The sequence below is a fragment of the Marinobacter nanhaiticus D15-8W genome (assembly GCF_036511935.1).
Classification (GTDB): Bacteria; Pseudomonadota; Gammaproteobacteria; order Pseudomonadales; family Oleiphilaceae; genus Marinobacter_A; species Marinobacter_A nanhaiticus.
The window spans coordinates 1476333-1502861 of the sequence record NZ_AP028878.1 but is presented as its reverse complement, the minus strand read 5'-3'; the positions used below and the strand labels follow the sequence as shown (position 1 = coordinate 1502861).

The window sequence follows — 26529 nt, the reverse complement described above, 5'->3', positions numbered from 1 at the left end:
TCAATGGGGATCAGGAACGAAAGGCTACGCTGGCAACTGGTTTCGGGCGTGCTCAGGGCCTTACATTTGGAGCGGCTCGCTCAACGCTACAGCCACAGAGCCGTCATGGCCGGCTTCAGCTTCGTCAACGGTACGATCAGCATTGCGCTCATCGCCTTTATCGCGCTGATAACACAGGAAGCGTTTATCTTCCCATCGCTGGGCGCCACTGCCTTCATCCTCTTCCACGTGCCTCTGGCGGCTCCCGCATCCCCGCGCAATACACTGTGCGGACATCTCATCGGGGCGCTCATGGGATACGCCAGTCTCTATCTGTTCGGCCTCATCGACGCCCCCTCTGCCATGATGTCAGGCGTTGGACCAGAACGTGTTGCGGCTGCGGCGTTTTCGCTTGGAGCAACGGGTTTTCTGATGGTGTGGTTTCGGGTCCCACATCCACCTGCCGGAGCCACGGCACTGATCGTTTCCCTTGGTCTGATGCCGGAAATACAGCAGTTACCACTGCTTATGGCGGGGGTGCTGATACTGCTGATCCAGGCCTTTACCCTGAATCGCCTTTCCGGCCTGCCCTACCCCCTTTGGCGAGCGAAGCCAAATGCCGACCCCGTCGCATTTTCCGGCGCCCGTCTACGCGGCTGAAAGAGGGAAAAGCAGGAGTAGTCGGGCGCTCAAATTGAGGGTATAAAAGTAGGTCCCGCAGCGGAGATCTGTCATGGACATCGTCAAAGCCACCCCTGAAGACTGCAGGGCTATCGCCGAACTGGCGCTTATGGCGGGCGAAGGCATCCCATCCTATTTCTGGCAACAGTCGAAGAGAGAGGGGCAGACGACCATCGAGTACGGCGCCGAGAAGGCCGGCAGCGAGAGCCAGAACTTCTCCTTCAGGAATGCCCACCTGGCCATGATGGATGACAGGGTAGCCGGCATGTTGCTTGGCTACCGGCTGCCAGACGCCGAGCAAGACGAGGACCTGTCCAGCTATCCGGCGTTTATCCGCCCGTTAATCGAACTCGAACGCTGCGTGCCCGGGAGCTATTACATCAACATGCTTGCGACCTATCCCCGATATCGCAATCAAGGTATTGGGTCTGCACTCATGGCAAGGGTTGACGGTCTGGCCCGGGAGGCAGGATGCCGCCTCGCCAGCATTGAAGTCTTTGAACAGAACACCGGCGCCGTTCGATTGTATGAACGCCTGGGCTACCGGCCTGTCGAAAGACGTGCCGCGGTACCGCACGAAAGCTATCCTTACACAGGTCAAGTTGTCCTGCTCACACGAGAGATCGACAACGAATAAGGCTGAGTCTCCATGGATCTGCCGTCCCTGAACCTGCTACGAACCTTCGACGCCGTCGGCCGCCGCAAGAGCCTGCGCGTCGCAGCCGATGAGCTGCGCCTGACCGAATCAGCGGTCACCCAGGATATCCGTGACCTGGAGGAACAGCTCGGCCTGTCCCTGTTCGTCCGCCAACCTCCGCAAATCAGCTTTACCCCCGAAGGGGCCCATTATCACCAGGCGGTGGCTGCAGCCTTTGCCGACCTGCGAACGGCCACCCAGGAGCTGCTGGCTCCAGCTTCGAGCTCGCCCCTGCGGTTCCACGCCATACCTTATGTCGCCACGGAAGTGGTGGGACCAATGCTCGGTGATTTCCTGAACGACTGGCCCGGCGTGCGGGTCGAGCTCGAAGGCCACCGCCGCACCCCGGATCTGCAGACCGGTGAGGCGGATGTCAGCATTCGCTATGGCTTCAACATTCCGGACCAGGCTATTCCGCTGGCGCGTACGTCGTGCACCCTGGTCTGCGGTCCTTCCATCCTTTCGGAGGTCAGAGCCGACCCACCAGGTGCGTTCGAGCGCTTTCCCGCCTATAGCATGGCTGGCTATGCCGATCTCTGGCAGCGCTGGACCGAAGCCCAGGAATGGGATGTCACACCGACGGAGCTCATTACCCTCAATAGATATCGGGAGCTGCTGGTGGCGGCATCCCGTGGTGGCCTGACCCTGGGCCTGTTGCCTATCATCACGCCCATGCTCGAATCCGGCGAACTGGTCGTTCCCTTCCCTGATCGAATCATTCCTCTGGGCGCGTTATCTCTATCGGTGCGGGATGCCGTGCGTTACCGGCCGGAGGTGGTTGCGCTGGTGCCCTGGTTGCGCAAATTATTCCAGGGCTACGTCCAGCGCACGGATGAATTCTTCTCATCACTGGCCGTGAAATGAACATGCCTGGCCAGCCACGGCGGATTCGTGGCCATGCGTCGGAGGCCAGAGGGCCCTGTGAGGAGGCATAAATGCCGGGCCCTCAGTACGGACCCTAAGGTCTAGGCCGCTTCTTCCTCCTGCGCCTGGTAGAGGCCCTGGCGCGCCATGCTGTTGAGCTTGGCTCGCTTCAGGAACGCCTGCTGGGCCTTTTCGCGGTTCCCCGTATCGCCACCCCACGCTTTCATGGCATGTTCCTGCAGCGCCCGGCCGTAGGACATGCTCAGATGCCAGGGCGCCTTATCGCGCAGGTGATTGAGGGCATTGAGGTTAGCCGTTGCCTCCTCCGGCGTCTGGCCACCGGACAGGAAGTTAACGCTCGGCACCGCAGCCGGCACCGTCCTGCGTAGGATCTTGAGCGTCATCTCGGCCACCTCTTCCGGGGAGGCCTTGCCAGTTTCCTTACCCGGCGTGACCATACTCGGCTTGAGGATCATGTGCTCCAGTACCACCCCATGCTGGTGCAATGCATGGAATACCGAATGCCAGACCTGCTCGTTGACCTCAGCCGCCCGGTACATGCTGTGATCGCCGTCGATCAGCACTTCCGGCTCGACAATCGGCACTATACCCGCCGCCTGACATGCTGCCGCATAGCGCGCCAGCATTTCGGCATTGGCGGTCAGACCCAGCCGGGTGGGATTGTGGTCGGTGATGGGATAAACCTCGCGCCACTTGGCGAAGCGCGCGCCCTGGGCCTTGTAGCCGTCCAGGCGTTCCTCGAGGCCATCGAGACCGTAGGTGATCATGTCGCCCGGTGCACCTGGTAGAGGCCCCTTACCCTTATCCACCTTGATGCCGGGGATCACCCCCTGGGATGCCGCCAGTTCCGGCAGTGGCGTGCCATTGTCATCCTTCTGACCCAAGGTTTCCTCGTAGAAGATCACGCCGCAGATATACTTGCCCACATCGGGCGCAGACAGCAGCATCGAGCGATACCAGCGCCGGTTCTCCTCGGTGGATTCGACACCTACGGCTTCCAGCCGCTTGGTCATCGTGCCCGTGCTTTCATCGGCGGCCAGGATGCCTCGTTCGGAATCAATCATGTCGTCGATGGTTTTTTGCAGCTCAGCGCTGTTCGACATGGCTTAAACCCTCCTTGTGAGTCCACTGGTTCTCCGATATTTGCTGATTTGAAAGCACTGAGCAAGGGGAAAGGCCGGCTGTTAACGCTCTCGTCATGATCGGTCGCGCTGTCTAGTCGACGAAGTACACGACAGAGGTTGATCCATTGCCCGTCAATCAGCATATCTTTAGGGAACACACTTCATCCGACCAAGGGAGGGATCCGATGAAACAGTTGCTCACCACTGCCCTGTTCGTGGCTGCCCTGGCCACCTCACCCGCGGCGACGACCGCCGAGCTCATGCAGGGCGAAGTCGAACTGATTACCTACGGCGTCAAGACCCTGGTCGTCAGAGGTATCACCTTCCATGCCACCGAGGGCACCGTCTACCGTGGCGAACAGGAGAACTTCGACGGCATCAAGACCGATGAATCGGTCGAGATCGTTTTCCATTTCCGGGACGGTGTCCACTACATCGAAGAAATCGCCATTGACGAAGACTTGCCGTAGCGAGAGCGCGGCAGTTACTCGTCCTTGGCCTCCAATCCCTGCGGATCTTCGAGCCCAAGACGCTGATGCCAGTCGGCCAGGGATTCGTCGGGATACTCGTCGAACACCTTGTCATTCTCACCGGCGTGTACCTGGACCCAATCCGGCTTGGAAGCGACCATCAGGTGCGTACGCTCGGGCGGCACCGGCAAGGGCGTATCGATCGCCGAGGCCATGGGGTGTACCAGCTCCGGCCAACGAGGATCCCATATCCACAGGGCACTGCCACAGTTCTTGCAGAAATGACGGGCGGCCGGACTTTCCTCCACGGTGCCGTTCTCGGCATTGGCAATACGGGCGTGGTAAATGCTGACGTTCTCGATCCCGTAGGTATGCAGCGTCCCGTAGTCTGCTCCAAGGTTAATGGAATAGCCGCCACCACCGGCGGTCTTGCGGCAAATGGTGCAATAGCATTGCATGAATGGATAGGGATGGGCGGACTCGACGGAAAAGCGAACCGCACCGCAATGACAGGATCCTTCTAGTTTCATTTGCGCCTCCCGGATCGTGGGCTTGGTTGGATAACGCGCAGGGCCATTCGAAAGACCGGTGCCGGCGCGCCATCCGAGGTGCTCTGGCACCGGTTAGAACACAGTATCCACGCTAACGCTTCGGCTCCCCCGTGAAAAGCAAACCATGTTAAGGCCGTTTTTTTGCCGTCGATGTCACAAAGTCGATGCCAGCACCGTCTTATTCCGTGAAAGGCCACCAAACTCACGGAGACTGGACATGAAAGCACGCATGAATCCCTTCAAGGCCGCACCGGAAGCCATCGATGCCATGGTCAAGCTGGAGAGCTACACCCGCCAGAGCGGCCTGGAGTACAGTCTGATCGAACTGGTCAAGACCCGCGCCTCGCAGATCAACGGCTGCGCCTTCTGCATTCACATGCATACCGCGGATGCCCGCAAGGCAGGCGAAACGGAAGAAAGACTTTACCTTTTATCCGCCTGGCGCGAATCTCCCCTGTACAGCGAACGCGAGCGAGCTGCATTGGCCTGGACAGAGTCACTGACCCGCATTGCGGATACCCAGGCACCGGACGAAGATTACGAATGGGCGCGCAGCCAATTCAGTGAGGAAGAGCTGGTGAAGCTAACCCTGCTGATCGGCGCGATCAATATCTGGAACCGGTTTGCTATCGGCTTCCGTAACATCCATCCGGTTACCAAAACGCCTTCGGCCACCCGTGCCAAGAAAGAGGAAGCGGTCTAAACGATGGACGAGATACGGGACATGGACTTCGAAGCCCACCGCGGCATGATGAAAGGCCTCGCCTACCGCATGCTGGGTACAGTGTCGGAAGCGGAGGACGTGGTTCAGGATGCCTATCTTCGGTGGCACAACACGGACCGGGCCCACGTGGAAAATCCGCGGGCCTTCCTGTCCACGATCGTCAGCCGCCTGTGTCTGGATCGTTGGAAAGAGGCCCGGCGCCGCCGTGAAACCTATGTCGGCCCGTGGTTACCCGAGCCCCTGATCGACGAGCTGGCTAGTCCCATAGAGGAGGACCTGGCTCACGACGTCTCCGTTGCCCTGATGCTGGCCCTGGAGAGGCTATCGCCCTTGGAGCGCGCTGCGTTCCTACTGCACGACGTGTTCGACATGGGGTTCAGTGAGGTCGCCCGCGCACTGGACCGCACCGAAGCGGCCTGCCGGCAGTTGGCAAAACGGGCCCGCGAGAATGTGCAAAAGGCGCGTCCGCGCTTCGATGTTGCGTCGGAGGAAAACGAACGTATCGCCGAAGCCTTCTTTGCGGCTTCGCGTGCCGGCGATACGGCCGCGTTGAGTCGTCTCCTGGCAGAAGGCGCCGTATTGCACACCGACGGCGGTGGCGTTCGCCCAGCGGCACTGCGACTGATCCGCGGCGCCGACAAGGTTTGCCGTTTCTTTGCCGGTATCGTTCTGAAGAAGCGTGGTAAACCGCCCCTATGGGCGCGGCAGGTCGTGATTAACGGCATGCCCGGCTGGCTCACCATCGAAGCCGACGGCTTGCCCCAGACCACCACCCTGGCCATCGTTAACGGCCGGATTACCGATATTTATGTGATGCGTAATCCCAATAAGATGGATCATCTGGCCACAATGGTTCCAGAACCTGTCCTTAAAGGAGGAGGCGAGCAATGAGTGCAACTCAAAATCCCGAACAGGAAATCGCGGCAACCCCGTCATCGCACCAACCACTAACCCTCTCCAATCCCGAGGGTCTGTACGACCCGTCGGCAAACGGCTACTCACACCTGGGCATCGTAGCCCCCAACAGCCAGCTGATCTACATCGCCGGCCAGGGTGGCGAGAACGTGCAGGGCGAGCTGCCCGACGATTTTCACCTGCAGGTGCGCTGGGCCCTCGCCAACCTGAAAACAGCGGTGAACGCCGCCGGCGCGGAGTTGAAGGACATCGCCAAGCTCACGGTGCTGATCGTCGACCACTCCGAGGAACGGCTGCGAATACTTGCCGACGAACTGGACGCAGCCTGGGAGTCGGCGATGAAACCCACCTGTACGTTAATCCCTGTGCCACGCCTGGCGCTGGACGGCATGCTGTTTGAGGTGGAAGCGGTAGCCGTGGCGCCGAAGCGGGAATTCTGAGCGGCCGGTACCACTGCCGTTACCACTAAAAGCAGGCCCCGTGTGAGTGAAGCTGATGGAGCGCTTTTCCCATCAGCACCACGGTATGGCCAATCCCCGAGCGCGCACCCTAGTCACCGGCGGTGATGCGAATGGAGCGACTCGGGGCGCCCGGGTTCGCTGGCCTGCCCTTCGTGACTACCGGTACCTGATACCTCTCTCGAATCTCCGGTTTTGTCGTCCTTGAAGCCCAGCAGACGATCGATCTCATCCGCCTCAAGGGTTTCACTGTCCAGCAGTCCATGGGCCAGCTCATCGAGCTTTTCGCGGTTGTCCTTCAGCGCTTGCTCGACTTTCCGCTCGATACCCGTGATCAGCTTGCGCACTTCCTGGTCGACCCGCTCAACCGTCGCTTCACTGAAGTCACGTTCCCGGGATATTTCGTGGCCGAGAAAAACCTCTTCCTGGCTGATGCCGATGGAAATCGGACCAATTTCGTCGCTCATGCCCCAGCGGGATACCATACGCCGCGCCAGCTTGGTGGCCTGTTCCAGATCGTTCTCGGCGCCACTGCTGTATTCGTCGTAGATCAACTTTTCCGAAACCCGACCGCCCAGCATCACGGCGATGCGATCCTTGGCATAGCTGGCGGTCATGTTGAGTCGGTCTTCGTCGGGCGCCTGTTCGGTCAAGCCCAAAGCCTGCCCTCGGGGAATGATGGTCACTTTCTCCAGCCGGTCCGCCTTGGGGAACAGAAGGGCCGTCAGGGCGTGGCCGGATTCGTGGTAGGCGATAACTTCCTTTTCATCATCACTCAGGCGCTGCTCCCGCTCGGCGCCCATGATGATCTTGTCCCGGGCCTTGTCGAAATGGTCCATGGAGATGGTGTTGGCATTCTCTCGACCGGCATTGAGCGCCGCCTCGTTAACCAGATTTTCCAGGTCCGCGCCGGAAAAACCAACGGTACGGCGCGCCACCATGTTGATATCCACGGAGTCGTCGAGCGGCACATCGCGGCTGTGGACCTTGAGAATGCGCTCGCGTGCCTCGCGGTGCGGCCGGTCCAGCAGAACCTTGCGATCGAACCGGCCCGGACGCAGCAAGGCAGAGTCCAGGACGTCCGGTCGGTTCGTCGCCGCGATGACCACTACGGCTTCGCTGGGCGAGAAGCCGTCCATTTCCGACAGGATCTGGTTCAGGGTCTGCTCGCGCTCGTCGTGACCGCCGCCGACTCCGGCACCGCGGGCCCGTCCAATTGCATCGAGCTCGTCGATAAAGATGATGGCCGGGGATTCCTTGCGTGCTTCAGCGAACATGTCCCTCACCCGGGAAGCGCCGACGCCGACAAACATCTCGATGAATTCGGACCCGGAGATGGAATAGAACGGCACGCCGGCTTCCCCGGCGACCGCGCGCGCCATCAGCGTCTTACCGGTACCCGGCGGGCCAACCATCAAGACGCCCCGGGGCAGCTTCGCGCCCAAGCGGCGGTAGAAACCCGGTTCGCGCAGGTACTGGACGATTTCTGCCAGGTCTTTCTTGGCGTTTTCGGAACCGGCTACGTCATCGAAGCTGGTGCTGGAGTCTTCCCGGCTGAAACGCTTGGCCTTGGATTTGGAGAAGCCAAAGATGCCCTGCTGCTGGTCGCCCATTCGCTGCTGCATACGCCGACCCACATAAATCAGCAACCCTACGATCAGGACCCAAGGCAACAGATTGATCAGCAACTGGCTCCACACGCCGGGCTCGTCCTCGACGGCGTTGATGGTCACACCATTCTGCTCAAGCAGGTCGAGCACGCTTTCACCGGCAAACTCCGGAATCTGGCTATTGAAGCCGGTGGGTTGGTCCGCCGCAGCTTCTCCCGACGCGTCGGTCCCGGCGGAGGTCAAGGTACCGCGAACTTGCCGACCTTCGATGGTGACCTCCTGGACCTGCCCGGCCTGCACCCGCTCCTTGAATTCGGTGTAGGACAGGTTCTGCGCGCCGGACTGGGAGAGCAGTTGAACCACGTAGAACAACACGAACATCAGTAGCAACAGGTTCAACACGTGGAACCACTTGGGCCCCTGATGTTTCTGGCCCGCTTCGGACATCGGGTCGGGGGGGCGCTGCTGTTTCCGTTGATCCTTGGACTCTTCCGAGCGCAAAAGGCGACGCATCATTTCCGCGTCCTCCGTACTGGGTGCTGAGAGAACAGCTCAAGCATGTCCTGCCGGACGCGTATTTTTCCGGCAGGTCTTTAGGGATTACCTTGGTCCGACGCAGCCAATCTCAAGCCCACGCTTGCCTCAGTGGGTCGGGCCGTGCATCGTTGTGCCTGACTTCAATACGGTTCTGGACATGAGACTCGACCGATTTATCTGTAAGCAAACGGGCCATAGTTTCCGACAGGCCCGCCTCCTTATCGCCGGAGGCCGGGTCTGGGTCGATGGCCAGCCGGAGCGTAATCCTGTGACCACCGTCGAGCGTTTTATGACCATCAGCATGGACGGCACTGTCTTGCAGGAACAAACCGCCCACTATCTCATGCTTCACAAACCGGTGGGCTACCTCAGCGCCACCCGGGACCCTCAGCACCCGACCGTCCTTGATCTCGTCGCACCACAGCTTCGGCCAGTGCTGCATATCGGCGGACGGCTGGATCGCAGTACGTCCGGCCTGATCATTCTGACCAATGATGGTTTGTGGTCGCGCCGACTGACCGAGCCGCGCGAGAAGATTCCCAAGACCTATCACGTGGTTACCCGGGACCCCATCTCGCCCGAGACTCACCAACGCTTTGCGGATGGCATTTACCTCGCCTACGAAAGGCTGACGACTTCCCCGGCTCGACTTGAACAAGTCGCCGAGCGTGAGGCCCGCCTGACGATCTACGAGGGTCGCTACCACCAGGTCAAGCGTATGTTCGCCGCCGTCGGCAACCGCGTGAAGTCCCTGCACCGGGAGAGCATGGGCGAAATCCGGCTCGACCCGACGCTAGCTCCCGGCGAGTGGCGGCCATTGCTCGACAGCGAAATCGCCTCGGTGATATGAGAGGTCAATGCTTCTCCAACGACTCCAGCAGTTTCTCCGCATCGTGCGGCGCGCAGGCCTTCTCGTCGTTGTCGAAGTAGCAGAACACGTCCCTACCCTCATTCCGCCAGCGATTGATCTTGCGCGCGTAGCCAGCCAGTGTGCGTCCGTCGTAAGAGCCTGAGTAAGCCGTCTCCTCGGGACCATGGAGGCGGATATAGATGAAATCAGCCGTGGCCTGTTCCGGCGATTGATACTTCTCGTAGTCATAGAAGCACAGGGCTACATTGTGCTTCTCCAACAGGTCGTAGACTTCCTGGCAATGCCAGCTGGTATCACGAAATTCGAAGGTATAACGGTGTCCCTTGGGCAGCTTTTCCAGGAATGCTTGCAGCCGTTCGGCATTCACTCGCCAGTTGGGCGGCAACTGGAAGAGGATGGGGCCAAGCTTGTTGCCCAGGGGCTCCAGCGCGTGAAGCATCTTGTCGATGCCCTCATCCGGGTCCTTTAGCTTCTTCATGTGCGTGATGTAACGGCTGGCCTTGCAGGCAAACAGGAAGTCGTCCGGGGCTTCATCCTTCCAGTGCCTGGCAGTCTTGGTGCTGGGCAGGTTGTAGAAACTGTTGTTCACCTCGACCGTCGAGAAGTGCCGGGCGTATTCCGGCAGCAAATCGCTCTTGCGCAGCCCATCGGGATAGAAATCCCCCGCCCAGCTATCGAAGTTCCAGCCCGACGTGCCGACATGAACCTGTCCCTTGCTCATAGTGCCTCCCTCCTTTCCGTCACTGTACGTGTTTCCGTCGCTGTGCGTGGAGGCGGTAAGGCCTGATCCGCCGATACCTTCAGCGTACTGCTCGGTTATGGGGTTTTAAACATCACAGGATGGCTGTCGGCGGGTCATGAATGCTTTGTCATCTGCGATAAGGCATGCTTTCGGGCTAGACTTACAGGTTAACCAATAACTCGGCTCGATTAGGGAAAGTGCACGCATGATGTTGTTGAGTAAGCTGCATCCCGGTACCCGCCCCATTGTTTTCTCCTTGTTCGGTCTACTGCTGATCCTGATCAGCGTCACGCCGGCCGTTGCCCAGCAGATGCCCCAGCTACTCGGGGGCGAACAACAACAGGAAGGTGAGCAACAACAACAGGAAGGCGAACAGGCCCAGCCTGAACAGGGCGAACAGGCGAAAAACGGGAAGTCTGCCCCAGGTGAGGAGCAGCCCGAAGAGGAACCCGCACCAAAACCCACCGGACCTCCGGTGCAACCTGACATCGATGATGAGGTTGCCGAACCGGAACCGCTGGATCTCCCTTCAGCCACTTCAGCCGGCATCCGCCAGCAAATCCAGTCTCTACGAGACTCCCTGGATCAGCAGCAGGCGGCACTGGAAGCGAGCAGCACCCGGCTGGCCTATGCCCAGTCACTCCTTAAGCGGCTCAACAATGAATACGAGAGTTTCCAGCTACGACTGGAGCGCGCGGGTCTCAATGTAACGGAAGAATATGCCAGCCTGCTGCGCCAGAGGCTCGACCGGCTGCAGCGACAGACGATTGCCGACAGCCTTACCGACGGTATCCAGAAGAAACTCTCCACCGCGCGGGAAGAGCAACTCAAGCTGGAGGAGTTTGAGGCTTCCCTGGACAGGGATATACAAAAAAACATCGAGTTGAAGGAAAAACGCTCAGAGCTCATTCGTCAGTTGCACGACGTCATTACCAGTCACATCGACGTGCTCAACGAGTACTTCACAACGGTCGCCGACCTGAGGGAGCGTGTCCTCGCTTACCAGGAATTGCTGCAACAGCGGTTGTTCTGGCTGCCGAGCGCTCAGCCATTTGCACTCGACACCCTAGGGCAACTCTACCAGGCTGCGGTATGGCTGGTGACCTCCTTCAAGCCATCTGAACTGGTGGCCACGATGAAGGCGTCGATCGACGAGCGCGGGGCCCGCATGTTGTTAATGCTCGCTGTGCTGATCGCCGTCGTGGTAAAGCGGAAGACAATCCGAAAAAATATCGCCACCAATGGGGAATTTGTCGGCAACGTTGGCAAAGACCGCTTTTCCCATACGCTGCTGGCGCTCCTCAACAGCATTCTCCTGGTTTTCCCCGGGGTTCTGGCTCTGTCGATCGTCTCGCTGCTGCTGATGGAAGGCAACGAGTTCTTTAAGGCGCTGTCACAGGGGTTCACCGCGGCGGCCTTTATCGTGCTGCTGTTGAGTTTCGTGAACAAGGTGGCACGCAACGACGGCCTGGGCGAACGGCACTTCAAATGGAATGGCCTGACCCTGCGAGTCATCCGACGGCAGATTCCCATCCTGCTGGCGGTACTGGTACCCATCACCATCCTCCTGCCGACGATGCAAACACCAGACGGCGCCGCCTATAGCGACAGCCTCGGACGCGTGCTGTTCACGATTGCGTCCATCGCCCTGGCGTTCTTCGCCCAACGGGTGATGATCACCGTAAGACGTCGACGCATGGAACAGAAGGTCCTCAGGATGCTGCACTGGCTTGCTGTGACACTACCCCTGGTGTTAGCAGCGGCGTCGCTTTGGGGCTACCACTACACGGCCGTCCAGCTCGAAGGCAACCTGTTTATCAGCATCTGCTGGCTGGCCTTTACGATGTTGGTTTACTACTTGGGCCTGCGCGGTCTTTCCGTACGTGAACGGCGTATGACCCTACAGCGGCTACGTGAGCAACGGGCGGCCGAGCGCAAGTTGGCCGAAGCCAAGGAAGCCGCTGAAAACACAGGCGAAGGCTTACCCCAAGCATACGACATGCCAGAAATGGACCTGAAGGATATCAGCCAGCAAAGTACCGCGCTGCTGCGCATTCTGACCATGGCCCTGGCACTCTCCGGGCTTTGGATGCTTTGGGAAGGTGTGATCCCCGCGCTGCAGCTGTTTGACAGTCTGACCCTGTGGACGATCACGACCGGAATCGAGGGCAGCGACCCCATCCCTATCACATTAGGTGATCTGCTCTTTGCCATACTGGCGATTGCTGCCACGGTGCTGGCGGCCAAGAACCTGCCGGGCACCCTGGAAGTCATGGTACTCAGCCGGATGAATCTCCAGCCTGGCGCCGGCTACGCCATCATAACGATTGTGACGTACCTGATCATCATCCTCGGCGTCACCCTGTCCCTGGCGGTAATCGGTCTACAGTGGTCCAAGCTCCAATGGCTGGTGGCGGCCCTGGGTGTCGGCCTCGGCTTCGGCCTGCAGGAAATCGTGGCCAATTTTATCTCGGGCATCATCCTGCTATTCGAACGCCCTATCCGCGTGGGTGACACGGTCACCATCGGCGGTATCACCGGCACGGTCTCCCGCATCCGTATCCGCGCCACCACGCTGGTGGACTGGGACCGTAAGGAACAGATCATCCCCAACAAAACCTTCGTCACCCAGGACCTGACCAACTGGACGCTGACCGATCCGATCGTGCGGGTCATTGTCCGCGTGGGTGTGGCCTACGGGTCGGACGTAGACAAGGTGCAGGAGGTCCTCAGCCGCGTGGCGGAAAGTAATGCTCGGGTCGTGGATGATCCAGCGCCGGCTGTATTTTGCGTGGGATTGGGCGAGAGCAGCATCGATTTCGAGGTACGGGTGTTCATCCAGGACCTCCTCGACTACATGCCGCTGGCCCACGAACTGCATTCATCGATTACACGAGAGCTGCGCGACGCTGGCTTCCAGATTCCGTTCCCGCAGCGGGACATCCACGTACGCAGCTGGATCGACTCAAAAACCGGCGAAGAGACAAACAAACCCGACGGACAGGCGACTCCCAGCTAATGCCACTGCTAGGGGTTCTCCACCGAGAAGGTATTGCAGTTGTTGATGTCGCCGGTTTCGAAGCCGCGCCGAAACCAGCGCACCCGCTGCTCGGAGCTGCCGTGGGTGAAGCTGTCCGGCACCACCGTGCCGCCAGTCTGGCGTTGGAGGCGATCGTCGCCGATGGCACTGGCCGCGCCCAGCGCCTCCTCCAGGTCGCGCGGCTCAAGCAACTGACGCTGAGTCTGGGCGGCATGCCCCCACAGGCCGGCAAAGCAGTCCGCCTGCAATTCCTGACGTACGGATAAGGCATTGACCTCTGACTGGCTGCGCCCCTGACCGGCCTGGCGCACCTCAGCGCCGATCCCCATCACTGTCTGTACGTGATGCCCCACCTCATGGGCAATCACATAGGCCTGGGCGAAGTCCCCCGGGGCAGCATAACGTTCACGCAGATCGCGGAAGAACGCCAGATCGAGGTACACCTGCTGGTCGCCTGGGCAATAAAACGGACCCACAGCAGAGCTGGCCAGCCCGCAGGCTGAGTTCACGCGATCTGAGAAAAGCACGAGGGTGGGTTCGGTGTAGGAGCCACCGAGATCGGTAAAGATCTGGTTCCAGGTATCTTCGGTGTCGGCGAGAACAACCGACACGAAATCCGCCAGTTCCTGCTCCTGCTCGGTCAACTCACGGGAAGGCTGGACCGTTGTCGGGCTGCCGGTGCCCAGCAGCATGGGCAAAACATCCACGCCCAGGAACTTGGCGCCGACAACCACCAGCACCCCGACGATCAAGATGACCCGCCCTGTCTTGCTGCGCAGCATATTGGGCAGCAAACGCAGCAACATCAAGCCTCCGGCGCCGGCGCCACCGTAGCGAACGGATTGCCCCCGCCGGTCCTCCACATTGCTGCTCTGCCGCCTGCCTCGCCAACGCATGGGAGCACCCCCTTGATCTTCGAGGTATGTCAGGAGGCCCGACTACGCTGGTCCGGGCTTCGATAAACCAACTGGTGCTCCCTGAATAATAGCCCAAGCCGGGACATAAGAGCGCGTCATTAAATCTGTAATAACGCTGCCCTCAGGTCCACCTCCGGTTCGCTTTCATCGAGCAGGAGGTGGTTCTGGATGTCGTCCATGTGGTGATCCATGAGCCGGATAGCCTCGTCCCTGTCCTGTCGCAGAATGGCTTCGGCCACGGCCTGGTGCTCACCGATAGAGCACTTCACGTCGAAGGTTTCCTGGTACAAGGCGATAATCAGCGATGTGCGCGTTATCAGCCCCTCCAGCAATTCGCCCAATACCCGATTGCCACTGATGTCCGCCAGCAGGCGGTGGAAGTTGCCTGACTCGCGGATCATCTGCTGTCGATCCTGACGGGCAATGGCTTCCCTCTCTTTGTCCACCTGCTTGAGCAGACGATTGTGATTACGCGGGGTCAGGTTGGTGACGGCAAGCTCGACGATAGCGCGCTCCAACACCATGCGCGCACTGAAGATCTCGCGCGCCTCCTCAGCGGTCGGCTTGGCGACGAACGCACCTCGGTTCGGTATCAGCGAGACGACCTTGGTCTCCGACGCCAACTTCTGCAGTGCCGCCCGCACGTGATTGCGATTTGCCGAGAGAACCTCCACCAGTTTGGCTTCTGTCAGGCGTGCGCCCGGCGGGAGGCGATGTTCTACGATAGCGCTGGTCAGGGACGCCATGATGCGCTGCACTTCCTGTTGGGCCTTGGTGCTCATGCGATCTCTTAATCGTTAACAATCTAACAGCCACTCTATCCGATTGGTTTGGAATAAACAGCCCTTCCCTTGTTGAAGGTCATGCACAAAATACGAGCACCGCGCCTCATTTTCAGGCATACAGCGCTTTGCCTCACTATTTCCTCCCTGCTGATTTACTGACCAAAAAGTCAGTTATGTTCTTTTTATACCCATATATTAGAGACCTATAACGGTAAACGTGCCGCTGGCACACTAACTGCAATCCTATTCGCTAAAATTGTTAGCAATTTAGGAATGGGTAATGAAGAAGGGAGCGGTTGAACTGGTCAGTGTGGCCAAGCGCTATGGCGACACGACAGCGGTCAGCGAGATCAACCTGTTTATCGAAGGCGGCTCGTACTGCTGCCTGTTAGGACCCAGCGGCTGCGGGAAGTCCACGACCCTGCGCATGATCGCCGGCCATGAAGAGGTATCCGAAGGCGATATCCTGCTCAATAACCGAAACGTCACCGCCTTGCCGCCCCGCCAGCGGGGGACGGCGTTGATGTTCCAGAACTATGCTCTCTTTCCACACTTGAGCAGCCGGGACAACGTTGCCTTCAGCCTGAAGATTGCCGGTGTGGGCAGGGCGGAACGTCGCAGCCGCGCGGACGAGATGCTCAAGCTGGTCAATATGGACGGGTACGCGGACGCCTTTCCGGAGCAGCTCTCCGGCGGCCAGCAGCAACGGGTCGCCCTCGCCCGGGCACTGATCAACGAACCGGACGTGATTCTGCTGGACGAGCCCCTGTCCGCCCTCGACCCCTTCCTGCGCACACGTATGCGGGCGGAACTGAAGCGCATCCAGCAGCAACTGGGCATCACCTTTATCCACGTCACCCACTCCCAGGACGAAGCCTTTGCCCTTGCGGACCAGGTGGTGGTGATGAACCACGGTTGCATCGAACAGGTGGATACACCGCCTGGCATCTTCAGTACCCCGCGCACCGCTTTTGTGGCCCGGTTTATCGGGGGACACAACATTATCGAGGGCTCGACCCGAGGTAACCGGCTCCAGTTCAGCGAGGAGCGCGTACTGGAACTGCCCACGACCAAGATCAACGGCCATGGCCAGCCCTCCGGCGCTTCCTTGCGCTGCGACCAGATCCACGTGGGCCATACGCCCACCGATTTCAGCACCGTCAACGCCATGAATGTGGAGTTCGTCGAGTACCAGGGCCGCTATGTCCACCTACGGGGGCGCTGCGATGACGGCCTCCGGCTTTCTGTTTTCCAGACCGATACCGATTACCTCAGCCACCCCGTACAGGAAGGCGACACCGTATACGTGGGCTGGGATCAACAGGACCTTAACCCACTCTATACCGCACCCAATGGGTGAGGCCCCATGGCAGTCACCAAGAAAAACGACACAACCCCTAGCGGCAGATAAGGAGAGCAGCAATGAGCAACGAATTCGACCAGGATAACGACGCCACCGATTCCCAACCCGAAACGCCGAAAGCCAAGACAGGTGGACTGACACGGCGCAGCTTCCTGAAAGCCGCCGGTGCGGTTGGTGGCGCCGCCGTGGGTTCCGGCGCGATCACCGGGTTCCCGATGATCTGGGCCCAGAACATCAAGAACGTCACGCTGCGTCAGTTCGGCACCGGCGTCTCCAACCTCAATGCCATTGCCGAGAAAGCGAAGGAAGACCTGGGTATCAACCTGCAGTTGACCGCACTGGACTCCGATGCGGTTGCCCAGCGCGCTATCACCCAGCCGGGCTCCTACGATATCGCGGACATCGAGTACTGGATCGCCAAGAAGGTCTTCCCGGCGGGGGTGATGCAGCCGATGGATACCACTCGCCTGAAGAACTACGACAAGATCTCGCCGCTGTTCATTACCGGCAAACTGACCGAAGACTCGCAGATCGCCCAGGGCACGGCGCCTCACACCGTCGGTTTTGTCGAGAGCCAGGATTCGACCACCTTTGCCAGCAACCCCACGCGCTGGATGACGCTGATACCGACCATCTACAACGCCGACACCCTAGGGATCCGACCTGACCTGGTGGGCCGCCCGATCACCCACTGGCGCGACATGATGGACCCGGCATTCAAGGGCAAGACCTCGATCCTCAACATTCCGTCCATCGGCATCATGGATGCGGCGATGATCTGCGAGTCCATGGGCGAAATTAAGTATGGCGACAAGGGCAACATGACCCGCGACGAAATCGACGCCACCATCGAAATCCTCAAGAAAGCCAAGGCCGACGGGCAGTTCCGTGCCTTCTGGAAGAGCTTCGACGAGTCGGTGAACCTGATGTCTTCCGGCGAGGTGGTCATCCAGTCCATGTGGTCGCCGGCGGTGGCGGCCGTGCGCGCCAAGGGGATTCCCTGCAAGTACCAGCCGCTCGAAGAGGGCTATCGCGCCTGGGGCGGCGGCATCGGTCTGGCCAAGCACCTGTCCGGGCTGGAGCTCGACGCCGCTTACGAATACATCGACTGGTACCTGTCTGGCTGGGTCGGCGCCTACCTGAACCGGCAGGGCTACTACAGCGCCGCGCCGGAAACCTCCAAGCAATACATGTCTGACAACGAGTGGGGCTACTGGATCGAGGGCAAACCGGCCCAGGAAGATATTCTCAGCCCCGACGGCAAGGTCATGGAGAAAGCCGGCGCCGTGCGTGATGGTGGGTCCTACGAGGAACGCATGGGCAGCGTGGCCTGCTGGAATTCCGTGATGGACGAAGACCGTTACATGATCCGCAAGTGGAACGAGTTCATCGCCTCCTGATCATCCGCGGTATCACCCTTTAACCCACCCGACAGATCCCCGATACCGTGCCGCATACACGGTATCGGGGCGGGAGCTGCGAGCATAGCCATGTCCCTGTCGCCCTCGAAAATCAGTTACCTGCAGGTCACACCGCTGACCCTGGTGATCCTGTTCTTCCTGCTGTTCCCGGTATTCACCATTATCGTGGTCAGCTTCTGGGACTTTAACGCGTACCAGCTGATCCCCGACTTCATGCTGGAGAACTACGAGTTCCTGCTGACGTCGGATGTCACCTACAAGGCGTACCTGACCACCTTTTTCTATGCCTTCACCAGTTGGGCAATCTGCTTCGTTCTGGGCTTTACCGTCGCCTACTACCTGGCGTTCCATATCCGTAGCCCGCTGGTCCAGGGTCTGATGTTCGTACTCTGCACCATTCCGTTCCTGACCTCGAACATCATCCGGATGATTTCCTGGATCCCGCTGCTGGGCCGCAACGGGCTGGTGAACTCAAGCCTGCAAGCCGCCGGCCTCACCGACGCACCCATCGAATGGCTGCTGTATAGCGACTTCTCGGTGATCCTGGCCTTCGTACACCTGTACACCCTGTTCATGGTGATCCCCATCTTCAACTCGATGATGCGGATCGATCCCAAGCTGGTCGAAGCCTCCATCGACGCCGGCGCGACGACGCTCCAAACCGTATTTCAGGTCATCCTGCCCCTGTGTAAATCCGGCATCGCCATCGGCTCGATCTTCGTCATCACCCTGGTCATGGGCGATTTCATTACGGTGAGGCTGATGAGCGGTGGGCTCAGCGCATCGGTGGGTGTGCTGATCCACAACGAAATCTCGCTGCTGCAGTATCCGGCGGCGGCCGCCAGTGCCGTGGTGCTGCTCATCACCGTACTCATCATGCTCAGCATCATGTTCCGATTCATCAACATCAAGCAGGAACTGTAATGGCATTCCGCAAGCGCAAACCAGGCCATGTATTCCTGACGATCGTCTTCGCCCTGTTTCTCATCTTTCTCTACGGGCCGACCCTGACGATTGCCATTCTCTCCTTACAGGGTCCGGAAGGCGGCCTGACCTTTCCCATGAACGGTGTATCGCTGCACTGGTACGGGGAGCTGTTCGAGAAACAACAGGTGGGGGACTTCGGAGGTTCGCTCTCCCGGTCCCTGCTACTGGGCTTTGCGGTGATGGTCTGCACCGTAGTCTTCGCCCTGCTCGCCGGACTCGCCTACCGACGCCATTTCCGTGGCAGCAACGTGATCTTCTACCTGACACTCGTGAGCCTGATCCTGCCCTCGATCCTGATCAGCCTGGGGATCGGCATCATGTTCGACCGGCTCGGGCTGGCCCCCTTCTGGTACAGCTCGGCATTCGGTGCCCACCTGACCTGGACCCTGCCCTTTGGACTGCTGATCATGTTTGCCGTGTTCAACCGATTCAACAAAGCCTATGAAGCCGCCGCCATCGACATGGGCGCCAGCCCCTGGCAGAGCTTTTCCCAGGTGGTACTCCCACTCATCCTGCCCAGCCTGATTGGCGTTGGACTCCTGGGTTTCACCCTGTCCTACGACGAATTCGCGCGCACCCTGATGACGGCAGGCAGCTTCAATACCTTGCCATTGGAAATCTATGGCATGACCACCAACGTCACCACACCGGTACTCTATGCACTGGGCACCTTTACCACCCTTTTCTCGTTTGCCCTGATCGTGACGTGCCTGTTGTTGATGCGGCTTTTCAAGCAACGCAAACCAGCGCTTAAAGCGGCCAGCGCCAATGCGGAGGTCACCGGGGCATGAAACTCAGGGTCATCAATCCCAACGATAGCGAAACCATGCGGCAGATGATCGAGCAGACATGCCTTGATGTTGTTGCTGCCGATACCGAGCTTGACGTCGTTTGCGGTGGCGCCGGGGTGGAGAGCGTTGAGGGATTCTATGACGGTGCGCGTGCCCAGGTGGGGGTATTGGATCGGGTTATCGAAGGCGACAGGGGCCGCTGCGCTGGCTATCTGATTGCCTGTGCCGACGACACGGGGCTGCATGCAGCCCGGGAGATCGCGCCTGGCCCGGTGATCGGGATCGGCGAAGCCGCAATGCATGCGGCCACACTCCTGGGGAGCGGCTTTTCGATACTGACCGCGCAGCAGAAGTCCGTACCCATCCTGGAACAGAATGCCTTCAGCTACGGTTTTGGTCGCCACGCCCGGGGCGTGCACGCCGCTCGGCTACCGGTCCTGGCGCTCTCCGACACCAGCAATACCGTTCAACAGGAGCTCTTGATCGAGCGGGCGAAAACCATCCTGATCGAGGACGCATCCGAAGTATTGGTACTAGGCTGTGCCGGCTTCGCGCCTTACCGGAAGGCGATGGAACGCATTCTCGGCGTACCAGTCGTCGATGGCGTCCGTGTAGGCATACTATTTCTGGAAGCTTTCGTGCGTGGCGGACTGAAAACCAGCAAACGCAATGGATATTCGCCCGGCATCAGTACCTGACCCGAGTGGTGCAATGGTGCGCTGTTCGACGTCCCCGAAATAAGCATTCGCGGAATCGCTTATTCTTCTATCCCGGTCATCAGCGGATAATGCGCCTTCGTTAGTCTCCTAAGAAACCCGATCCTCACCCCAGCATGAGCTCGGGTTCCTCTACTCATTTTTTTGCGACCCAGTAAGGATGCCATGTCGACCCCAGCGTCTACGCACGGTTTTTCACCATTCAAGTTGCTGCTGATCGAGTTCGCCCTGGCCATGGGCGGTTTCGGGATCGGTACGGGCGAATTTGCCATTATGGGACTCATGCCCAACCTCTCCCAGGATCTCGGCGTCAGCGAGCCGCAGGTCGGACACCTGATCAGCGCCTATGCCTTGGGCGTGGTCGTCGGCGCACCGCTTTTGGCCATACTGGGATCACGCCTGTACCGGCGCCATCTGCTGATTCTCTTGATGACCTTCTACGCCATCGGCAATATTGCCAGCGCCCTGGCCCCCAACTATGAATCGCTGATGGCATTTCGCTTCGTCGCCGGGTTGCCCCACGGCGCCTACTTTGGTGTCGCGGCGCTGGTGGCCGCTTCACTGGTTCCTGCAAACAAGCGGGCCAAGGCCGTCAGTCGCGTGATGATGGGTCTCACGCTGGCCCTCTTGATCGGCAATCCACTGGCGACGGTACTGGGTCAGTCGCTCAACTGGCGCTATGCCTACATCTTCGTCGGTATTATCGCCATGCTGACGGTGGCACTTGTGTTCTTCTTCCTGCCACTCAACCGCCAGGAGGTGCGCAACAGCCCACTGCATGAGGTCCGCGCATTCCGCGGCGCCCAGCTCTGGTATGCCCTGGCGATCGGCTCGATCGGTTTCGCCGGCATGTTCTGCGTATTCAGCTACCTGGCGCCGACGCTGCTGAACGTCACCGGAGTCGATGAGTTCTGGATCCCGATTGCCCTCGCCGTTTTTGGCCTGGGCGGCTTTATCGGCAATATCCTTGGGGGCTGGCTGTTTGACCGGCTGCAATTCCGCAGTGTCGGCGTGTTGCTGGTCTGGGCCATTGCCACACTCAGCCTGTTCCCGCTGGCTAGCGGGTCTATCTGGAGTCTGCTGGCAGTTTGCTTCCTGGTTGCCCAGATGTCCGCGTTGGGGCCAGCCCTCCAAACACGCCTGATGGATGTCGCCAATGAGGCACAAACCTTGGCTGCGGCTTCCCACCATGCGGCTTTCAACGTGGCGAATGCCCTTGGGCCATGGATGGGCGGTATCGCCATCACCGCCGGGCTGGGCTGGCAATCCACCGGTTATGTCGGGGCTGCCGCCGCACTCGCCGGCCTGCTGATCTTTGCGATGGCCTGGCGGCATGAAGTAGGCGCCACGCAAGAGATCGAAGCAGCGCGTCAACCCAGCAGTACCTCCTGCTAGCGGCTACGCCGAGCAAACGAACGAAAACTCACGGCCTACGGGATGTCTGTAGTGCTTCGTACAGGCGCGCATCCCGGGTGTAGACGTCGTTGCGGAACTGCAGACGCCCGTCGTCGCCCGTCCAGGCGGTCCAATATTCAAGGTGAACCGGTATCGGCTGCTTCAATGTCACCGTCGTCGTCTTGAGGGAATCCACCACGCTATCGATACGAGCCCTGTCCCAGCCGCCTTCGATTTCAAGCAGGGCGGCGGCGAGATCCAGGGGCTCGTGTACGCGGATACAACCGGAACTGAAAGAGCGCTCGGACTTACGAAACAGCTCGCGGGAGGGTGTATCGTGCAGGTAGACGTCGAACTTGTTGGGAAACATGAACTTGACCTGCCCCAGCGCATTCTGCGGCCCCGGCTCCTGAACCAGCTGGTAGGGGAAGTTGCGCGATGACAGGGACTGCCAATCGACTGTTTGCGGGTCCACCTGCACTCGCTCAGAGCCCCAACCGTGATAGATCGAGAAACCCAGTCGCTGGATATAGTCGGGGTCGCGGACAATTTCTGGCAGCTTGTCCTGCACCATCAACTTGCGCGGCACCGTCCAGGTGGGGTTGAAAACGAGGTAACGGATCTGGTCACTAAACACCGGCGTGCGACGGAAAGGCCGGCCAACGATCACCCTTTTGCTCAGCTTTACCTGGGATTTCTGGACCAGCTTGAGCTCGAAGGCCGCAATGTTCACCAATACATAGGTCTCGCCCAGACTATCGGGCAGCCAGCGCCAGCGCTCCAGGTTCAGGTCGATCTGTTGCAAGCGGTCCTCGGGCGTCCGGTTGAGCGCGGCGAGGGTGCTGCGGCCGACGATGCCATCGTCCTCCAGCCCGTGGCGGCGCTGGAACTCGACTACCGCCTGGTCCATTGTCCTGTCGTAGGTTGATGATGGCGCAGCTTCGTCATTCGCTGCTTCAAGATCGCCCAGGGTCACCAGTCGCTGCCTGATCAGGGGCACCCGCTCGTCTTCCATCCCCAACTTGATGGCTGGCCCCACAGGGATATCAGCCCAGGGTTCGCCCACCAGTCCAGCAATGCGGGCCCGCGCCGCCTTAAGTTGTCGGTAACCATCCTGGGAGGGGCGCAGCACATCGAGCGTCGCGGTTATGGCACTATTGGCGAGTGCCTCTGCCAGCAAGGGCGCCATCGCTCGCTGACGGCGGTTGGCGAACCATTCCGGATCGATGGTTTCCGGGTTCACCTTGCCTTCGAGCAGATGCGACCCCAGCAACAGGAAACTGTCGGACAGCAGCAAATCGAGATCGTCCCTGGCAGCGGCCGAAAGTTGCTCCCAATCCTCGGCCATTAACTCCTGCAGCGCCAACAGATGATAGTCGGTCGGCAACAGGCCATCCTGGGCCACCGCTTCCACCTCAGTCAGCAATGCGATCCGCGAGCGAAGATCAGTCCAGGCCAACTCATAGCCCCGAGCCTCGTAGAATTCACTCAGCGCCTGTGTTGTCATCAGCCGCTCGCCGGCGGCTTCGGCCGAATAGCCGGAGTGCAACGCCTCCAGCCGCTGACGCAGACTTTCACCGGCGTCGGCGACCAACGAAACCATGAGCAACAGCATCGCCAACAACCGGCATCTGCCCGGCGATAAAACAACCCGCATAGAGACTCCAGAACGACATTCAGTGCAATTATTCTTAACTAGCGGCTTTCTTAAACCACAGCTCAGTTGAATGGCACCACCCCGAACCACCAAAAAAGTGGGGAATAGCAGCGTGCTAAGCATAGTCAATCCGGGCTGCCCAGGGTATCCCGGACATGCGGATATATTTGTTTTGGAGGGATCGTCGGATTAATCCGAATTCTAGCCAGGACAGGCTGAGGTGTCTCGCAAGACTAGAGGATGGGTTTGTACTGTCGTCCACACACAGCAAGGTGGTTCGTTACTTTGGTAAGGCACTGGAAGAACTTCTTATTGTTGCCGGCAGCAGAGCGACACTTTGAAACGTTGAGACCCGACTGGAACGATTCCAGCTCGCGCATCCCATAGGCATACTCCGCCTGACTCATATGGCCAGTCTGCAGATTCCGCTTAGCCACATCTCGCATGCTTTTTATCCAGTCCTTGCCATTATTGATAGCGGTAACGCAGGCATCACCCGAGAGGCTAGCACCCTCAACTGAGGAAGAATTAGCCATAGGTGAAGAAGCAGAGTGACTACTACCGCCGGATAAAAGGGTTGCGGGCGGGATTTCCAGAGGCTCTGCGTTGACACAAGGCTTGTCGGAATATGAGATTTCACCCGAAGTTTTCTGACATTTGTATACGCCTGCCTGAACTCCGCCTGCGGCGAGCAACGAACTGATCAGAAAGACACCAGCAATTAGAATGCGCATAGCCCTACCTTTAAACGGATCAACTGGCGATTGCAGAGTATGTTATGTCCAGATCCAGGAATGCATCATCACTAAAGTGTGGTTTCCTGCACTTAAAATGGGAATGATAGCTTCCACCGTCTTTCGAAACAGCCGGAAGGTCTACCGCTTCTTCGCACCGGTCTATTAATCCCGCTAAAAGGTCGGGCGACGCCGACGTGTAACTTTTTAATAGGTAAGTTAAGGTCTGGTGTGCTGCCGAGGTAGTATCTTGAGAAACCTTCTGCGGCCCACGGATTTCTGCGCGCACCTTAGTCAACATATAAGCGTCGTCTACTTCGAGATACGTCGTCACGGTAGCCCCCTCCTGATGTTTCTGGCACCAGAAAGCTGGGTGTCCATCAAAGGTAGTGACCCTACCCTTCTCATCACAACTGACAGCGGCAAGGAATCTAGGCGTGTGCAAACTCAGGCTTCGGGGATCATCACTCTCGTTACTGGAAGAGCACGCTGATATAAGAATGAGGATCGAAAGCAGATATAGGGTCTTCATCTAACATCCCTGTCAATTTTCGCCCGGGCGCTCCCGAGTCGTTTTGCTGCATGAGACTGAAACAAAGAGAAAGCTATACGAGGTTATGCAAACTGTCTGAAAAAAATTGTCAAATCTTCAAAGGGCGGCCATGCCAAGTCGCCAACCCAATAGCGTTGAAGAATAAGAGCCCGGCGCACCTCTCCCCATTAAAACCTGGCAACGATAGTGTCACTTGCACTTCCTTCATCCCTCCGTAATTGTTGAATATATGCGCGAACCAGTCGGACGAACCGACGCGTACCAAGGGATGACATGACATGGACGAAAACAGTGCCCAGAGTAGGGAACGTAAGGGCCTGAGCCGGGCTCAAGTGGCAGGTTTCATTCTTGGCCCGCTATTTCTGGTGATGACGTTGTTATTACCTCCACCGGCGCAAATGCCGGAGGAGGCCTGGCGGGCGGCGGGGCTGATGCTGCTGATGGCGACCTGGTGGTCGACGGAGACCATCCCGATTCCCGCCACGGCCCTGATTCCGATCTGCCTGATACCCGCCCTTGGGTTGGGCTCCATCAAGGAAGCGACATCGCCGTACGCCAACCCCATTATCTTCCTGTTCCTTGGCGGGTTTACCATCGGCCTGGCGATGCAACGCTGGGAGCTGCACCGGCGTATCGCGCTGAATATCCTGGCCACCGTAGGCAGTCATCCCAAACGCCAGATCGGCGGATTCATCCTAGCGACTGCCTTTATCAGTATGTGGGTATCCAACACCGCGACGAGCATCATGATGCTCCCCATCGGCCTCTCAGTGGTGAACATGCGCGAAGGCGACGACCCTGAAGCCACCCGTCAATTCGCCACGCGACTGCTGCTCGCCATTGCCTATTCCGCCAGTGTCGGTGGCATTGCCACCTTGATTGGGACGCCACCCAACGCCTTGCTCGCGGCCTACCTTGCTGACAATCACGATATCAACGTTGGGTTTGCCCAGTGGATGCTGATTGGCATACCTATCTCTGCCACCATGCTGGTGGCTATTTGGTGGTGGCTGACCCGGGGTGACCTCGGCTTCAACAGGGATGGCGTCAGCAGCGGTGACGATAGCGGCCAGATGATCAAGGACCAGCTCAAGGAACTCGGCGCCATGGGCCGGGGCGAGAAGCTGGTACTGACCGTCTTCGTACTAACAGCAGCGGCTTGGATATGCCAGCCACTGCTCTCCAGTAGCCTGATTCCCTGGCTAGACGATACTGTAATCGCCATCGCCGCAGCAGTGGCCCTGTTCGTGATCCCGGTCAACCTCAAGACCCGGACGTTCATCATGAACTGGGAAACCGCCGAAAGGATCCCCTGGGGCGTGCTGCTGCTGTTCGGGGGTGGTCTTGCATTGGCCGGCGTGATAAGCAGTTCCGGACTCGCCAAGTGGATCGCCGAGAGTCTGTCGGTCATTGGCGTACTGCCGGTGCTGTTAACCGTCGCGCTGGTGGCTGCGGTCATCATTTTCCTGACAGAGATCACCAGCAATACAGCCACTGCCGCCGCTTTCCTGCCTCTAATGGGCGCGCTGGGACGTCCCAGGGCGCCGACCCCTACCTGCTCGCCGTACCTGCCGCTATTGCCGCGAGCTGCGCCTTCATGATGCCGGTCGCAACGCCGCCAAACGCCATTGTCTTCGGCAGCGGGCACATGCGCATTAGCGACATGATCAGTGCAGGCTTCCTGCTCAATCTGGTGGGTATAGTAGTCGTCACGTTGTTAGGTTATGTGCTGATGGGAATCGTCTTTGGCTAACGTCCGCTGGCGGCGCATCGGCCTGGCCAGGTCAAACCTGATAGAAACCGGAGCCGGGTAGACATTCTGCACGGCTGTCGCTTACGAAATTAACCTGGGAGTTGAGCATTTACGAGGCACCCAACATATCCTCTTATCAGTACGTCATCTTTAAAGCGATCAATCTGATCGGC

At 59.1% G+C, this 26529-nt stretch carries 23 protein-coding genes and 1 pseudogene; 16 read left to right on the top strand and 8 right to left on the bottom strand.

All coding sequences use genetic code 11. The features are described from left to right. Nucleotides 1–3 precede the first annotated feature (3 nt). The 3 genes from RE428_RS06750 (at nucleotide 4) to RE428_RS06740 (ending at nucleotide 2221) form a co-directional block, all read left to right on the top strand. The gene (locus RE428_RS06750; RefSeq protein WP_004581221.1) at nucleotides 4–639 is read left to right on the top strand and encodes an HPP family protein; all 636 of its coding nucleotides are present in this window, start codon (nucleotides 4–6) and stop codon (nucleotides 637–639) included. Nucleotides 640–712: 73 nt separating this feature from the next. Continuing rightward, entirely contained in the window at nucleotides 713–1297 is a 585-nt protein-coding gene (locus RE428_RS06745; protein WP_004581220.1) for a GNAT family N-acetyltransferase, read from the top strand. Nucleotides 1298–1309: 12 nt separating this feature from the next. Continuing rightward, nucleotides 1310–2221, top strand: coding sequence for a LysR family transcriptional regulator (locus RE428_RS06740; protein WP_004581219.1), 912 nt, complete (start codon nucleotides 1310–1312; stop codon nucleotides 2219–2221). Nucleotides 2222–2322: 101 nt separating this feature from the next. Here RE428_RS06740 and RE428_RS06735 read toward each other — a convergent pair whose 3' ends face one another. Beyond that, nucleotides 2323–3345, bottom strand: coding sequence for a class I fructose-bisphosphate aldolase (locus tag RE428_RS06735; RefSeq protein WP_004581218.1), 1023 nt, complete (start codon nucleotides 3343–3345; stop codon nucleotides 2323–2325). Nucleotides 3346–3551: 206 nt separating this feature from the next. On the opposite strand from RE428_RS06735, the gene RE428_RS06730 reads away from it, so the two are divergent. Next, complete coding sequence (locus RE428_RS06730; protein ID WP_004581217.1) at nucleotides 3552–3836, top strand: hypothetical protein; 285 nt, start codon at nucleotides 3552–3554, stop codon at nucleotides 3834–3836. Between the two features lie 14 nt (nucleotides 3837–3850). Here the strand turns inward: RE428_RS06730 and RE428_RS06725 are convergent, their stop codons facing one another. After that, nucleotides 3851–4366 carry a GFA family protein gene (locus RE428_RS06725; protein WP_004581216.1) on the bottom strand — a complete coding sequence of 172 codons (516 nt, stop codon included), beginning with the start codon at nucleotides 4364–4366 and terminating at the stop codon, nucleotides 3851–3853. Between the two features lie 238 nt (nucleotides 4367–4604). Between RE428_RS06725 and RE428_RS06720 the strand changes: the two genes are divergently transcribed. From RE428_RS06720 to RE428_RS06710, 3 genes are read left to right on the top strand one after another with little or no spacing between them, the layout of a single operon-like run. Then, nucleotides 4605–5090, top strand: coding sequence for a carboxymuconolactone decarboxylase family protein (locus RE428_RS06720; protein WP_004581215.1), 486 nt, complete (start codon nucleotides 4605–4607; stop codon nucleotides 5088–5090). A 3-nt stretch (nucleotides 5091–5093) separates the two neighbouring features. Next, nucleotides 5094–6002: a sigma-70 family RNA polymerase sigma factor gene (locus RE428_RS06715; RefSeq protein ID WP_004581214.1), complete on the top strand. Its 909-nt coding sequence runs from the start codon at nucleotides 5094–5096 to the stop codon at nucleotides 6000–6002. Then, complete coding sequence (locus RE428_RS06710; RefSeq protein ID WP_004581213.1) at nucleotides 5999–6466, top strand: RidA family protein; 468 nt, start codon at nucleotides 5999–6001, stop codon at nucleotides 6464–6466. The genes RE428_RS06715 and RE428_RS06710 overlap by 4 nt, the downstream gene beginning before the upstream one ends. A 113-nt stretch (nucleotides 6467–6579) precedes the next feature. Here RE428_RS06710 and ftsH read toward each other — a convergent pair whose 3' ends face one another. Further along, complete coding sequence (ftsH, locus tag RE428_RS06705) at nucleotides 6580–8610, bottom strand: ATP-dependent zinc metalloprotease FtsH (RefSeq protein WP_004581212.1); 2031 nt, start codon at nucleotides 8608–8610, stop codon at nucleotides 6580–6582. A gap of 178 nt (nucleotides 8611–8788) precedes the next feature. Between ftsH and RE428_RS06700 the strand changes: the two genes are divergently transcribed. Next, nucleotides 8789–9481: a pseudouridine synthase gene (locus tag RE428_RS06700; RefSeq protein ID WP_004581211.1), complete on the top strand. Its 693-nt coding sequence runs from the start codon at nucleotides 8789–8791 to the stop codon at nucleotides 9479–9481. A gap of 4 nt (nucleotides 9482–9485) precedes the next feature. Here the strand turns inward: RE428_RS06700 and RE428_RS06695 are convergent, their stop codons facing one another. Further along, entirely contained in the window at nucleotides 9486–10223 is a 738-nt protein-coding gene (locus RE428_RS06695; protein WP_004581210.1) for a DUF72 domain-containing protein, read from the bottom strand. Nucleotides 10224–10449: 226 nt separating this feature from the next. Between RE428_RS06695 and RE428_RS06690 the strand changes: the two genes are divergently transcribed. Further along, nucleotides 10450–13263 carry a mechanosensitive ion channel domain-containing protein gene (locus RE428_RS06690; RefSeq protein ID WP_004581209.1) on the top strand — a complete coding sequence of 938 codons (2814 nt, stop codon included), beginning with the start codon at nucleotides 10450–10452 and terminating at the stop codon, nucleotides 13261–13263. Nucleotides 13264–13271: 8 nt separating this feature from the next. Here the strand turns inward: RE428_RS06690 and ypfJ are convergent, their stop codons facing one another. Continuing rightward, complete coding sequence (ypfJ, locus tag RE428_RS06685; RefSeq protein ID WP_004581208.1) at nucleotides 13272–14180, bottom strand: KPN_02809 family neutral zinc metallopeptidase; 909 nt, start codon at nucleotides 14178–14180, stop codon at nucleotides 13272–13274. A gap of 119 nt (nucleotides 14181–14299) precedes the next feature. Beyond that, entirely contained in the window at nucleotides 14300–14983 is a 684-nt protein-coding gene (locus tag RE428_RS06680) for a GntR family transcriptional regulator (protein WP_004581207.1), read from the bottom strand. Between the two features lie 283 nt (nucleotides 14984–15266). On the opposite strand from RE428_RS06680, the gene RE428_RS06675 reads away from it, so the two are divergent. The 6 genes from RE428_RS06675 to RE428_RS06650 all read left to right on the top strand — a co-directional run bounded on the left by RE428_RS06675 (nucleotide 15267) and on the right by RE428_RS06650 (nucleotide 21659). After that, nucleotides 15267–16346, top strand: a complete 1080-nt coding sequence (locus RE428_RS06675; RefSeq protein ID WP_004581206.1) for an ABC transporter ATP-binding protein — start codon at nucleotides 15267–15269, stop codon at nucleotides 16344–16346. A 62-nt stretch (nucleotides 16347–16408) separates the two neighbouring features. Further along, nucleotides 16409–17749, top strand: a complete 1341-nt coding sequence (locus RE428_RS06670) for an ABC transporter substrate-binding protein (RefSeq protein ID WP_004581205.1) — start codon at nucleotides 16409–16411, stop codon at nucleotides 17747–17749. A gap of 90 nt (nucleotides 17750–17839) precedes the next feature. Then, a complete protein-coding gene (locus RE428_RS06665; protein ID WP_004581204.1) occupies nucleotides 17840–18694 on the top strand; it encodes an ABC transporter permease in 855 nt (284 codons plus the stop codon). Continuing rightward, nucleotides 18694–19548 (top strand): ABC transporter permease, encoded by an 855-nt coding sequence (locus RE428_RS06660; protein ID WP_004581203.1) that lies wholly within the window; start codon nucleotides 18694–18696, stop codon nucleotides 19546–19548. The genes RE428_RS06665 and RE428_RS06660 overlap by 1 nt, the downstream gene beginning before the upstream one ends. Further along, entirely contained in the window at nucleotides 19545–20246 is a 702-nt protein-coding gene (locus RE428_RS06655; protein ID WP_004581202.1) for an aspartate/glutamate racemase family protein, read from the top strand. Before RE428_RS06660 ends, RE428_RS06655 begins: the two co-directional genes overlap by 4 nt. Nucleotides 20247–20429: 183 nt before the next feature. Next, nucleotides 20430–21659 carry an MFS transporter gene (locus tag RE428_RS06650; protein WP_004581201.1) on the top strand — a complete coding sequence of 410 codons (1230 nt, stop codon included), beginning with the start codon at nucleotides 20430–20432 and terminating at the stop codon, nucleotides 21657–21659. 28 nt (nucleotides 21660–21687) lie between these two features. On the opposite strand, the gene RE428_RS06645 is transcribed toward RE428_RS06650, so the two are convergent. After that, nucleotides 21688–23316, bottom strand: a complete 1629-nt coding sequence (locus RE428_RS06645; RefSeq protein WP_169334064.1) for a L,D-transpeptidase family protein — start codon at nucleotides 23314–23316, stop codon at nucleotides 21688–21690. A 233-nt stretch (nucleotides 23317–23549) separates the two neighbouring features. Then, nucleotides 23550–24050 (bottom strand): DUF4124 domain-containing protein, encoded by a 501-nt coding sequence (locus RE428_RS06640; RefSeq protein ID WP_115840242.1) that lies wholly within the window; start codon nucleotides 24048–24050, stop codon nucleotides 23550–23552. A gap of 831 nt (nucleotides 24051–24881) precedes the next feature. Here RE428_RS06640 and RE428_RS06635 point away from each other — a divergent pair. Continuing rightward, nucleotides 24882–26356, top strand: a pseudogene (locus RE428_RS06635) (SLC13 family permease). Nucleotides 26357–26529 lie beyond the last annotated feature (173 nt).